Origin of the sequence: Butyrivibrio sp. YAB3001, assembly GCF_900112195.1 — a bacterium.
GTDB lineage: Bacteria > Bacillota > Clostridia > Lachnospirales > Lachnospiraceae > Butyrivibrio.
Window position 1 is genome coordinate 20,204 of sequence record NZ_FOKR01000013.1, and the last position, 13,927, is coordinate 34,130.

Genomic DNA, 13,927 nt, shown 5'->3' on the forward strand with positions numbered 1-13,927 from the left:
CAGTAGAAGCAACAGCTTCGGGAAGCCAGACAGATGTAGGAAGCAGCGCAAACGTAGTAAATGATGGCTATGTTATCAAGGATGCACAGGGAAATAATAAAACAGCTAACTTTACAAACATAACTAAGGTGAACGGAACACTTACAGTAAATCAGGCACAAGTAACCATAACAACAGGTTCCGACAGCAAAGCATATGACGGAACAGCACTTACATGTGCAACAGCAGGAATAACAGGACTTGTAAATGGTGAAACAGCAATAGTTACAGCAACAGGAAGCCAGACAGAGGTTGGTGATTCCCAAAATACATATTCAATTAACTGGGGAACAACAAAGTCTTCAAACTATAAGGTGACCGAAAGCCTTGGAACACTGACAGTAACTAAGAATAGTGCAGCAGTGAAACTTACAGCAGCAACAGCTTCCAAGCCCTATGATGGAACAGCACTTACAGATTCAACAGTAACTCCATCAGGACTTCCGACAGGCTTTACCGTAGAAGCAACAGCTTCGGGAAGCCAGACTGACGTAGGAAACAGCGCAAACGTAGTAAATGACGGTTATGTTATCAAGGATGCACAGGGAAATAATAAAACAGCTAACTTTACAAACATAACTAAGGTGAACGGAACACTTACAGTAAATCAGGCACAAGTAACCATAACAACAGGTTCCGACAGCAAAGCATATGATGGAACAGCACTTACATGTGCAACAGCAGGAATAACAGGACTTGTAAATGGTGAAACAGCAATAGTTACAGCAACAGGAAGTCAGACAGAGGTTGGTGACTCTCAAAATACATATTCAATTAACTGGGGAACAACAAAGGCTTCTAACTATAAGGTGACAGAAAACCTTGGAACACTGACAGTAACAAAGTCAGGAGTACAGGTTATCCTTACAGCAGCATCAGATAGTAAGCCTTATGATGGAACACCTCTTACAAATGATAGTGTAACAGCAACCGGACTTCCGGCAGACTTTACAGTAGAAGCCACAGCATCGGGAAGCCAGACAGACGTAGGAACCGGGGCAAACGTAGTAAATGACGGATGGGTTATCAAGGACGGATCAGGAGCAGTAAAGACATCAAACTTTACGAAGGTTGAAAAAGTAAACGGAAAGCTGACTGTTAATCCGGTACCGGCAACTATCACAACAGGTTCGGATACTAAGCAATATGACGGAACAGCACTTAAATGTACGACAGCAGGAATAACCGGTCTTGTTGCAGCTGATACATCAAAAGTTCTTGTAACAGCAACAGGAAGTCAGACAGAAGTTGGATCATCCTCAAATACATATTCAATTAACTGGGGTACAGCAAAGGCTTCTAACTATACATTAAGCGAAAACCTTGGAACATTGACAGTAAACAAGAATGGCGCAGCTATTACACTTACAGCAGCGTCAGATAGTAAGACATATGATGGCAAAGCACTTGAAAACGATGAGGTTGCAGCATCCGGTGTACCTGCAGGATTTACAGTAACAGCATCAGCAACAGGTTCTCAGAAAGATGTGGGATCAAGCGCAAATGTAGTTTCAACATATACGATTAAAACAACTTCAGGAGCAGATAAGACAGCTAACTTTACAAATGTAACCAAGGTTGATGGAACACTTACAGTAAGCAAAGCAGCAGTAACTATCACAACAGGTTCAGATAGTAAAGAATATGATGGAACAGCATTAACAAAGAATGATGCTACAATAACGGGACTTGCAACAGGCGATACTGTTACACTGAAAGCAACCGGTACTATAACAGAAGTTGGTACAACGCCTAATACCTATACAATCGCTTGGGATGGCGCTAAACTTGCTAACTACACAGTAACTGAAAAGATAGGAACTCTTGAGATAACAAAGAACTCAAGTGCGATTACCTTCACAGCACCAAGTGATTCAAAAACATATGATGGCAAAGCACTCACAGCAGATGGAAGCGGTACAAACAAGATCATGGTCGGAGGACTTCCGACAGGATTTAAGGCAGTTGCAAAGGCAGTTGGAAGCCAGAAAGATGTTGGAACATCTGCAAACGTGGTAGCTGACGGATATGTTATAAAGGATTCATCAGGAGCAGATAAGACAGCCAACTTTACAAATGTAGTAAAGGTAGATGGAACATTAACAGTTAATCCGGCAGCAGTAACCATCACAACAGGATCAGCAAGCAAGGCATATGATGGAACAGCACTTACAAGTGAAAAAGTTACTATTACAGGGCTTGCAGCTTCTGAGAGCGTAACGTTACAGACTACAGGAAAGATTACAGAAGTCGGCAGTACAAATAACACATATACAATTACCTGGGATAATGCAAATGTTAAGAACTATACAGTAAAAGATAGTCTTGGAAAGCTAACTGTAACCGGTTCGAATATACAGATCATCTTAACGGCAGACAGCGATACCAAGACATATGATGGCAGTGAACTTACAAAGGGAAGCTTCCAGATATCAGGAGCAGCAGTTCCTGCAGGTCACACCATAAGAGTAACTATCGCAGGTGGCCAGACAGACGTTGGAACAAGCGCTAACAAGATTATTAAGTATTCTATCTTCAACGCAGAAGGAATTGACAAGACAAAGAACTTTACCAGCGTAGAACTTGTAGATGGAACACTGACAGTTAATCCGGCAGCAGTAACTATCACAACAGGATCAGCAAGTAAGCAATATGACGGAAAAGCATTAGTAAAAGATGAAGCAACAATAACCGGTCTTGTTGGAAAAGACTCAGCGGCTGTTAAGGCAACAGGAAGCCAGACTGAAGTAGGAAGCAGCTTTAATAACTATAGTATTAAGTGGACAAATGCTAAAGCATCAAATTATACAATTACTGAAAATCTTGGAAAGCTTTCAATTACACCTAGTGCTGTAGCAATTACAGTAAAGGCTCCGAGTGCAGAAAAGATTTATGATGGCAAGGAACTTAAGGCAGATGGAAGCGGAAAAGAAAAGATAACTGTTGAAGGTCTTCCGGCAGGCTTTACAGTATCAGCAAAGGCAACAGGAAGCCAGATCGATGCAGGAGCAAGTGCAAACAAGATTTCCGGAGCTATTGTAATAAAAGATGCTAAGGGCAAAGATAAGACAGCAAACTTTACTAACATCAGCACCCAGGATGGAACACTTACAGTAAATAAGGCTCCTCTTACAATTACAACAGGATCAGCAAGTAAAAAGTACGATGGAACACCTCTTACAGCAGATGCATCCAGTAGTGGTCTTGTGAATGGCGAAACTGTAAACTTAAAAGCAACAGGTAAGATCACAAATGTTGGAACAGCAACAAATACTTACAGCATTACATGGGGAACAGCAAAAGCATCCAACTACCAGATTACAGAGAAGCTTGGAACCCTTACGATTGAAGGACGTGGTACAGATCCATTTATTATCAGGGCAAATACAGATGATGTCACTGTAGACTACAATGGCACTGAATATAAAGACTTCGATTTTGCACTTGAAGGATCAGGAAAACAGTCAGTCATCAAGACAGTTGTAAATGCTATATCCAATGCAATAAGCAATATGTTCTCGGTAATTGTAAATGCAAAAATGGATAAAACAACAAGCAATACTGTAACCATAGGTGGTACAGCATTCACAGTAACAGGAATCAAGGTTGCCACAGCAGAAAAAGATGCAGGTGTTTACAACATGAGCATGGATACAAGTGGCATGAAGGTAGTTGATCCTGAAGGAAATGATGTAACAGATCAGTTCAGATATGAAGACGGCAATATGGGAATACTCACTATCAACAGAGCACCGGTAGTTATAACAACCGGTTCTGCAACCAAGGTTTATGATGGCAAAGCTCTTACAAGTGATACAGCAGAGATTAAGGGAATTATTAAAGGAGAGGTTGCAACAGTCAAAGCTATTGGCAGCCAGAAAGAAGTTGGAAGTGGAACAAACGGTTATTCACTACAGTGGATTACAGCGAAGGCTTACAACTACGTGATTACAGAAGATCTTGGAAAACTGGTAGTTACGGCAGCTCCTATTCCGGAGCCTATAATACCGCCGACACCGCCAACTCCAACACCACCGCCTACTCCTGAACCTATACCAACTCCAACACCAACTCCAACACCTACGCCGGAACCAACACCGGAACCCACACCAACACCGGAGCCTACACCAACGACAGAACCAACTCTTGAACCAACACCTACACCTGAACCAGTACTTACAATTCCGGATGGGATAATACCTTTGGCAGCAACACCTGAAGAAATACCTGAAATGGTTATAGCACCATTACCTGAAGGCGCAGTTCTTGGAGCAAAGAGACAGCAGGGAGAAGTCCTTGGAGCAAGAAGGGGAAGAACAGAGGATGACACAAATGATATCGCAAGATTCCTTGTAATTCTTATAGCAGCAGGCGTTACAGCTACAATATTACTTACCAGAAAGCGTGAGGATGAGAAGGAATAATTACCACTAAATAAAAAGAGATTTCATGTGAACCTTCAATAAAAGCCATTTATATGAAAATGCTGCCGCACTTAATTGTGCGGCAGCATTTTTTGAATTATCTATTGTTTTCATGTTCAAGCGAAGCTTTGATAAATCCTGAGAAAAGAGGATGTGGTCTGTTTGGTCTGGACTTAAGTTCAGGGTGAGCCTGAGTTGCCATGTGGAATGAATTGGATGGAAGTTCTATCATCTCAACAATTCTTCCATCAGGTGAAAGGCCACAAAGCTTCATTCCGTTAGATACAAGTACATTTCTGTAGTCATTGTTAACTTCATATCTGTGACGATGACGTTCTGTTATATTTTCTGAACCAAATAATTCAAATGCCTTGGAGTTTTTATCAAGGACACAAGGATATGAACCAAGACGAAGTGTTCCGCCGATGTCTTCTACACCATTCTGATCAGGTAAAAGAGCTATCATAGGATGTGTGGTATTAGGATCAAATTCGATTGAGTGAGCATCAGTATATCCGATAACATCTCTTGCAAATTCAATAATTGCAAGCTGCATTCCAAGACAAAGGCCAAGGAATGGGATGTTGTTTTCTCTTGCATATTTGATTGAGGATATCATGCCTTCGATTCCTCTGTCCCCGAATCCGCCGGGAACAATGATTCCGTCTACATCACCGAGAATCTCAGAAACATTATCATTATTAACAGTCTCTGAATCAACCCACTTTATATCAACTGTAGTATGGTTTGAGATACCGCCATGCTTAAGTGCTTCAACAACTGAGATATATGCATCGTGGAGCTGAGTGTATTTACCAACAAGAGCAACCTTGACTTCATGCTTGAGAGAGTAGAGTGTATCTACCATTGACTTCCAGTCAGCCAGATCAGGTTCAGGACAGTCAAGGCCAAGGCATTCACATGCCACCTGGGCAAGATGCTCTTTTTCCATTGCAAGAGGAGCTTCATATAAGTATTCAAGGTCAAGATTGTTAAGAACGTGGCTGCTTGGAACGTTACAGAAAAGAGCTATCTTATCTTTTGTCTCTTTATCAAGCTCAATCTCAGTACGACATACGATAACGTCAGGTTGAAGACCCATTCCCTGCATGGTCTTAACTGCAGACTGAGTGGGTTTTGTCTTTATTTCCTGCGAGCAGCGAAGATATGGAATGAGAGACACAAGGATAAGCATTGCGTTTTCATGTCCGATCTCATGCTGGAACTGTCTTATTGCTTCAAGGAAAGGCTGAGATTCAATATCTCCGACAGTACCGCCAACTTCAATAATTGCAATGCGAGTCTCATCATCGGTAAAGTTTCTGTAGAACTTGCTCTTAATTTCGTTAGTAATATGAGGGATAACTTGAACGGTGCGTCCGCCATAATCGCCACGACGCTCCTTTTGAAGGACAGACCAGTAAATCTTACCGGTAGTAACATTGGAATTTTTATCAAGATTCTCGTCAATAAATCTTTCGTAGTGACCAAGATCGAGGTCAGTTTCAGTACCATCTTCAGTCACGAATACTTCGCCGTGCTGAACAGGGTTCATGGTTCCGGGGTCAATATTGATATATGGGTCAAATTTCTGCATTGTAACTTTGTACCCACGAGCCTTTAGTAGTCTTCCAAGCGAAGCTGCTGTAATTCCCTTTCCTAGACCGGATACAACACCGCCTGTTACAAAAATATACTTTACTGCCATTTTGAAAAATCCTCCTGATTATTGACGAGAAAAATAATTAAAATGTAGTTACCGGTCAGGAACTGACAAGTAACAAATGTAACCTTATAGAAATAAAAATAGATTGTTTCAGTATCAAAACAAAGTCTTATTATATATATATGACAGTAGAAAATCTAGAGTCATTTGGAAAATTCTTTATAAAACTTTCAGAAACAGCGATTGAAAATTTAAATTGTGTGCGATACAATATCAAAATGTAGGGAAAGAAAACCATATCTAGTGAAAGTGGTTTTAAAAATTAAAGCTAAATGTAATTATTAACAAATTGACTAAATGATACATATATCATAACATTATTTATTATAATGTAGAAACGGATAAAAAGGTATGGACAATAATAAAAATCAAAGAAATAATAATCCGCTGGGTGACGGATCAGGTTCACCAAGAAGACAGAACATTATTTTGCTGCTGATCGCGGCGCTTGTAACAATGATCTGTATGACATATTTTTTGAGGGCTTTCTCGGAAAATACAAATAGAGAGATTACCTACACAGAGTTCATCAATATGGTGGATAACGGTGAGGTTCAGAAAATCTTTATCGAAGATGACAGAATCAACATTACTCCTAAGGAGACCAAGGAAGAGGATCAGCTTGGCATAGGTTATTCATATTGGGCCGGAACAAATACTGTTACGTATTATACCGGTAAGGCAGAAGCTGACAGCGATCTCACAAAGCGAATGCTTGAAGCAGGAGTTGAAGTCAGCAGTGAAGTTCCTGATAATTCAGGAGTTATCCTTACATTTATCTTATACTATGTTGCGCCAATTCTTTTGATGTGGTTTATACTTTCACTTATCTTTAGAAAGATGGGAAAAGGCGGCGGACCACTCAGTGTTGGTAAGAGCAATGCCAAGATTTATGTGCAGAAAGAGACTGGCGTTACTTTTAAGGATGTTGCAGGCGAAGATGAGGCAAAAGAGTCTCTTGTGGAAGTAGTTGATTTCCTTCACAATCCTGCAAAGTATGCCAAGATCGGAGCTAAGCTTCCAAAGGGAGCTCTTCTTGTAGGACCTCCCGGAACCGGTAAGACTCTTCTTGCCAAAGCCGTTGCAGGTGAAGCGCATGTTCCGTTTTACTCACTTGCAGGTTCTGATTTTATCGAATTGTATGTTGGTGTTGGTGCCAGCAGAGTAAGAGATCTTTTTAATGAAGCAAGTAAAAATGCTCCATGTATCATTTTCATAGATGAGATTGATGCGATCGGTAGAAGCCGTGACAATAAATATGGCGGCGGTAACGAGGAAAGAGAGCAGACTCTTAACCAGCTTCTTTCTGAGATGGATGGTTTTGATTCTTCAAAGGGTGTTCTTATCCTCGGTGCAACTAACAGACCTGAAATACTTGATAAAGCACTTCTTCGTCCCGGACGTTTTGACAGAAGAATTATTGTTGATAAGCCTGATCTTAAGGGAAGAGAAGAAATTCTTAAGGTTCATTCAAAAGATGTAAAGATGGATGAAACCGTTGATCTTAAGGGAATTGCCCTTGCAACCAGCGGAGCTGTTGGTTCAGATCTTGCAAACATGATAAACGAAGCAGCAATCAATGCTGTTAAGGCAGGACGCGAATTTGTTTGCCAGCAGGATCTTATGGAAGCGGTTGAGCAGGTTCTTGTTGGTAAGGAAAAGAAAGACAGAATCCTCAGCAAAGAAGAGCGTAAGATTGTTTCTTATCATGAAGTTGGTCATGCGCTTATAAGTGCGGTTCAGAAAAATACAGAGCCTGTTCAGAAAATCACAATTGTTCCTAGAACAATGGGTGCGCTTGGCTATGTAATGCAGGTTCCTGAAGATGAAAAGTATCTTCAGACTAAGGATGAGCTTTTAGATGATATCATCGTTACTCTTGGTGGACGAGCTGCAGAAGAAGTTATATTTAACACAGTAACAACCGGAGCTGAGAATGATATTGAGAAGGCAACTTCCATGGCGCGCAGCATGATCACAATGTTTGGTATGAGTGAGAAGTTCGGCCTTATGCAGCTTGAGTCAATACAGAACAGATACCTTGATGGTAACAGAGTCCTCAACTGCAGTGATCACACAGCAGCTATGGTTGATGAAGAAGTTAAGCAGCTTCTTGCTCAGTGCTACGAAAGAGCTAAGCAGATCATCAGTGAGCATCTTGATGCTATGGATAAGATCGCACAGTTCCTTATTGAGAAGGAAACTATTACCGGTAAGGAATTCATGAAGATATACAGAGAGGTTTACAATATTCCTGAACCTACAGAAGAGGAGATTGAAGCTGCAAAGCATGGCAGAATCTATGCAACAAGAGCAGAGTCAGCTCTGGTAGGTGAGAATGTTCCTGTGAAGAGCAAGGAAAAACCTCAGGAAGTTAAAACTGAGTCTGATTCTTCTGATGTTAATGCAAGCCCGGAAGCAGAAAATGATGATGAAAAGCCATCTGTTTCTGCTAATGAACCACTGAATAATGGGTACACAAGTATATTTGATACAAGAGTATCAGATGATGGCACTAAGAAGGCTTCTGTCGAAGATAATTCAAAGGGAGCGGAAGAAAGTAACCCATCTGAGGAAAATGGTCTTGGCGGTGGAAGATTTTCACATGTTCCGGATGATTTTGATAAGAAATAAGTAATTTGGCCGAATGTGTCACATTATTCTTAAAACAGAATATTGTGCCATTCGGCTTTTGATTTATGAATGATATTAGCGAGATTCTATTAAGAATGGATGAGCTTGTTGATATAGACATTGTTTTAATAGAAAAGGGTAAATACCGGATAATATGAGTAATTTTGATATTAAAGAGGAATTAAAAAAACTTCCAAGCAAACCCGGCGTATATATTATGCGGGATGAAAATGAGACAATCATGTATGTGGGGAAGGCGATTAATCTTCATAATCGTGTAAGGTCATATTTCAGGAACAATATTGGAAGAGGACCACAGATAGATCAAATGGTCAGGCAGATTGCGCGCTTTGAATACATTGTCACCGATTCTGAGCTGGAGGCACTTGTCCTTGAAAATAATCTGATAAAAGAAAATTCACCGAGATATAACACTCTTCTTAAGGATGATAAGACCTATCCTTATATAAAAGTGACAGTTTTTGAAGACTATCCCAGAGTTCTCTTTTCAAGGCTTATGAAAAAAGATAAATCGAGATATTTTGGACCATTTACCAGTGCAGCTGCGGTAAAAGATACCATCGAGCTTATAAATAAGATCTATGGATTAAGAACTTGCAATAGAGTACTTCCAAGAGATATAGGCGCGGACAGACCGTGTTTGAATTATCATATGAAACAGTGCTGCGGTCCTTGTACGGGAGCGGTTCCCAAGGAAGAATACAAAAAGAGAGTGGATAAGGCACTGGATTTCTTAAATGGAAATTATGGGGTCATTATAAAAGACCTTGAACAAAAGATGAATGCAGCTTCGGAGGAACTGGATTTTGAGGCTGCCGCCAAGTACAGAGATCTTTTGAATAGTGTTAAGGTTGTTGCGCAGAAGCAGAAAATGACGGATTCTTCTATGGAGGATAAGGATATAGTTGCAATTGCTTCTGATGATAAAGATGCTGTAGTACAGGTGTTTTTTGTCAGAGACGGAAGACTTATCGGCAGAGAGCATTTTTATATGACACACGTGTCTGAAAATCCTCAGGCAGAAATTCTTCTAAACTTTGTAAAGCAGTTTTACGCAGGAACACCGTTTATTCCAAGAGAATTGATGCTTCCAGAGTCAATCGAAGATATGGAAATCATAGAACAGTGGCTTACACAGAGAAAAGGCAGCAGAGTCTACATCACGGTTCCTGAACGAGGACAAAAGGAAAAGCTGATGGAACTTGCGACTCAGAACGCGCAGCTTATCCTTTCCAAGGATAAAGAGAGAATAAAAAGAGAAGAAGGAAGGACTATAGGGGCAGTCAAAGAAATTGAAAATCTTTTGGGAATCAAGGGACTTGAGAGAATGGAAGCTTATGATATATCGAACATAAGCGGATTTGCCAACGTTGGCTCCATGGTTGTATATGAAAAAGGAAAGCCCAAAAAGAGCGATTATAGAAAGTTCAGGATAAAGTCTGTGGCAGGCCCTGACGATTACGCCTGCATGCATGAGGTTCTTACAAGAAGACTTCTTCATGGTATCGAAGAAAAGCATGATCTTGAGGTAAGGGATATTGATGCGCAGTATGGGAGCTTTACGAAGTTTCCTGATCTGATACTAATGGATGGCGGGCGCGGTCAGGTAAATATATGTCTTCAGGTTCTCGATGAACTTGGAATAAGTATTCCTGTTTGCGGTATGGTTAAGGATGATAATCACAGGACCAGAGGTCTTTACTATAATAATGTGGAATTACCGATTGATACACGCTCTGAGGGATTTAAGCTGATCACAAGAATACAGGATGAGGCCCACAGATTTGCGATAGAGTATCACAGGTCCCTTAGAAGTAAAGCGCAGGTAAAGAGCTCTTTGGATGATATCCCGGGAATTGGGCCAGCTAGAAGAAAGGCACTTATGAAGCATTTTAAGTCAATAGATGATATCAAGAATGCTTCGGTTGAAGAACTTGCGCAGATTCCGGAAATTCCGGAGAACGCAGCAAAGCAGATATATGAATTTTTTCATCAGTAATAGATAAATTTTTTTGATGATAAAAATGTGTGCACATCACAGCTTTTTTGAAAAAAATTAGTAAAGAGAAGTTACTTTAGATAATTAAATATAATTTGCTGATAGGTACATACTGTGATATATTTGTGGTGGTGCGCGGAAACTGTTTAGTTTCACAGATTAAAATAACAGGGGGGATATTATGGCAAGCGTTAGTCTTAAAACTATCATTGAAAAAATGAAGCTTGAAAACCTGACTCCGGAGCTTGATATCAAGAAGATCAGGATCAGTCAGCCGGATATTAACAGACCGGCACTTCAGCTCGCGGGCTATTTTGAACATTTTGAGGCAACCAGATTACAGGTAATCGGATTTGTTGAGTATACATATATGGAATCCATGCCGGTTGAGAAAAAAGAAGAAATGTATAGAGAGTTTCTTTCTTTTGATATACCGGGAGTGGTATTCTGCAGAGAGCTTACACCGGATCCTCTTTTCATAAAGATTGCGATTGAGGAAAGAGTGCCGGTACTTATGACTAAGAAGTCCACATCAGCATTTATGGCAGAAATAATCAGATGGCTTAATGTTAAGCTTGCGCCTTGCATCTCTATTCACGGCGTATTGGTTGATATCTATGGTGTTGGTGTTCTTATTACCGGTGAAAGTGGAATCGGTAAGTCAGAGACAGCCATAGAGCTGATAAAGAGAGGACATCGTCTTGTTTCAGATGATGTAGTGGAACTTAGAAGAGTAAGTGAAGAGACACTTATTGGTACAGCGCCTGATATCACAAAGCATTTTATTGAAATGAGAGGCGTTGGTATTATCGATGTTAAGACACTTTACGGTGTTTCAAGTGTAAGAGAGACACAGACAATCGACCTTGTCATCAAACTTGAGGACTGGGATAAAGATAAAGAGTATGACAGATTGGGACTTGAAGAAGAGTACACAGAGTATCTTGGAAACAAGATCGTGTGCCATAGAATACCTATCCGTCCCGGCAGAAACCTTGCAGTAATCTGCGAGTCAGCTGCGGTAAATCACAGACAGAAAGCTATGGGCTACAATGCAGCGCAGGAGCTTTACAACAGAGTTCAGAACTCTCTTGCCCGCAGACGGTCAGAGGATGACGACGAATAAATTATTTATATGAACTTATATAAGGAGAACACAAAATGGCTAGATATGTATTTGGCGCAGATGTTGGTGGTACAACTGCAAAGATCGGATTGTTAACTGAGGGAGGAGAAAAGGTTGATTTTTGGGAAATCCCTACCCGTACAGAGAACAACGGCGAGTATATTCTTGCTGACGTAGCAGATGCTATAAGAGCCAAGATGAAAGAGAGAGGAATCGACGATTCTGATGTTGTCGGAGCAGGCATTGGTGTTCCCGGAGCTGTAAATGTTGATGGCCTTTGCTATCAGGCTGTTAACCTTGGATGGGAAAAAGTTAATGTTGTGAATGAACTTCACTCAAAGCTTAAACTTCCTGTAAAGGCAGGAAATGATGCCAATGTTGCAGCACTTGGCGAAGCTTGGAAGGGTGGCGGACAGGGCTATCAGAACATGCTTCTTGTTACACTTGGAACCGGAGTTGGCGGTGGAATCATTAACGAAGGCAAGATTCTCGCAGGTTCTAAGGGATCAGGCGGAGAAATCGGACATATTCATCTTGAGGATGAAGAGCCTGATGCATGCGGATGCGGTAATCATGGTTGCTTTGAGCAGTATGCAAGCGCTACAGGCGCAGTAAGACTTGCAAACAGAATTCTTGCTGCTTCTACGCAGGACAGCGTTCTTAGACAGTTATCCAAGATTGAGTGCAAGGATGTATTTGACGCAGCCAAGAATGGCGATAAGGTGGCAAAAGAAATTGCTGACAGATATGGCTATTATCTTGGAAAAGGCATTGCTATCACAGCAAGTGTAGTAAATCCTGAGATCATCGTGCTTGGTGGAGGCGTTTCAAAGGCAGGAGAAATGCTCTTTGATCTTTTGATGCCAAGCTTTAACAAATATGTGTTCCCTGGCTGCAAGGATGTTAAGTTTGCTCTTGCAAAGCTTGGTAACGATGCAGGTGTTTACGGTGCAGCCAAGATGTTACTGTACTAAAGAAAACTGATAAGATTGCGTTTTCTTATATGTTTCATAATGGGAGAATTTTTTTTGAACAAGGATGTAATAAACGCTTTAAAAAACATAATTCCATCATCGGAATTACATATCAATGAAAAAATGAGCAGGCACACCACGTTTAAGACGGGTGGGCCTGTAAGCTTGTTTTTAAGACCTGAGAATGTTAACCAGCTTAAAGATGCGGTAGCGCTCCTTAGAAGAGCAGAAGTTGAGTTTTTTGTACTTGGAAATGGAAGTAATCTGCTGGTTTCAGATAAAGGTTATGATGGAGCTGTAATATCTTTGGGAAATCTGACCGATATACATCTCGAAGACGATAAGACAATTTATGCGGAAGCGGGGGCAATGAATTCTTCTATCGCGGCATTTGCCAGAGATAATGCCCTTACCGGCTTTGAATTTGCGGCAGGCATTCCCGGAACTATAGGCGGCGCGGTCATCATGAATGCAGGTGCCTATGGCGGCGAGATGAAGATGGTCGTTAAGGAAGTCAGAGCACTTTCGTCTTTTGGAGAGATAATCAGAATTGACAGAAATACGCTTAATTTTGGTTATAGGACAAGTGCACTTAAAGGCAAAGATTTTGTTATTACTTCAGTTCGGATAGAACTTGAGGAAGGCAATACAGACGAAATTGCAGATAAGATGAAAGAGCTTGCTATTAAGCGAAAAGAAAAACAGCCACTCGAATATCCAAGCGCCGGCTCAACTTTTAAACGCCCTGAAGGCTATTTTGCGGGGAAATTGATAGAAGATGCCGGATTAAGGGGATACAGTGTGGGTGATGCCTGTGTGTCTGAGAAGCATTGCGGATTTGTTGTTAATAAAGGTAATGCAACATCAGCAGATATCTATAAGCTGATATGTGATGTTCAAAAGAAAGTCAAAGAATCATCCGGCGTTAAGCTAGAACCGGAAGTTATTATGTTAGGTAAATTTTAAAAGTAGCATTTTTGCAAA

Annotated in this window: 7 protein-coding genes; 6 read left to right on the forward strand and 1 reads right to left on the reverse strand. The window is 40.8% G+C overall.

The window, feature by feature from the left end; all coding sequences use genetic code 11:
* On the forward strand, nt 1-4,463 hold a 4,463-nt coding region (locus BM086_RS20990), incomplete at its 5' end, for a beta strand repeat-containing protein (protein WP_175560284.1).
* Between the two features lie 97 nt (nt 4,464-4,560).
* Here BM086_RS20990 and BM086_RS13610 read toward each other — a convergent pair.
* Nucleotides 4,561-6,171 (reverse strand): CTP synthase, encoded by a 1,611-nt coding sequence (locus tag BM086_RS13610; protein ID WP_092327673.1) that lies wholly within the window; start codon nt 6,169-6,171, stop codon nt 4,561-4,563.
* Nucleotides 6,172-6,540: 369 nt separating this feature from the next.
* Here BM086_RS13610 and ftsH point away from each other — a divergent pair, with 369 nt between their 5' ends.
* From ftsH to murB, 5 genes are all read left to right on the forward strand, one after another.
* A complete protein-coding gene (gene ftsH / locus BM086_RS13615) occupies nt 6,541-8,823 on the forward strand; it encodes an ATP-dependent zinc metalloprotease FtsH (RefSeq protein WP_092327676.1) in 2,283 nt (760 codons plus the stop codon).
* Between the two features lie 154 nt (nt 8,824-8,977).
* Complete coding sequence (uvrC, locus tag BM086_RS13620) at nt 8,978-10,843, forward strand: excinuclease ABC subunit UvrC (protein WP_092327678.1); 1,866 nt, start codon at nt 8,978-8,980, stop codon at nt 10,841-10,843.
* Between the two features lie 181 nt (nt 10,844-11,024).
* Nucleotides 11,025-11,969 (forward strand): HPr(Ser) kinase/phosphatase, encoded by a 945-nt coding sequence (hprK, locus tag BM086_RS13625; protein WP_092327681.1) that lies wholly within the window; start codon nt 11,025-11,027, stop codon nt 11,967-11,969.
* 35 nt (nt 11,970-12,004) lie between these two features.
* Nucleotides 12,005-12,943 (forward strand): ROK family glucokinase, encoded by a 939-nt coding sequence (locus BM086_RS13630; protein ID WP_092327684.1) that lies wholly within the window; start codon nt 12,005-12,007, stop codon nt 12,941-12,943.
* Between the two features lie 54 nt (nt 12,944-12,997).
* A complete protein-coding gene (gene murB / locus BM086_RS13635; RefSeq protein ID WP_242952206.1) occupies nt 12,998-13,909 on the forward strand; it encodes a UDP-N-acetylmuramate dehydrogenase in 912 nt (303 codons plus the stop codon).
* Nucleotides 13,910-13,927: the final 18 nt, after the last annotated feature.

What these genes read in the sequence shown, in the direction of transcription:
- hprK (WP_092327681.1), top strand. Translation starts at nt 11,025, where the DNA reads ATGGCAAGCGTTAGTCTTAAAACTATCATTGAAAAAATGAAGCTTGAA.
- ftsH (WP_092327676.1), top strand. Translation starts at nt 6,541, where the DNA reads ATGGACAATAATAAAAATCAAAGAAATAATAATCCGCTGGGTGACGGA.
- uvrC (WP_092327678.1), top strand. Translation starts at nt 8,978, where the DNA reads ATGAGTAATTTTGATATTAAAGAGGAATTAAAAAAACTTCCAAGCAAA.
- BM086_RS13630 (WP_092327684.1), top strand. Translation starts at nt 12,005, where the DNA reads ATGGCTAGATATGTATTTGGCGCAGATGTTGGTGGTACAACTGCAAAG.
- BM086_RS13610 (WP_092327673.1), bottom strand. Translation starts at nt 6,171, where the DNA reads ATGGCAGTAAAGTATATTTTTGTAACAGGCGGTGTTGTATCCGGTCTA.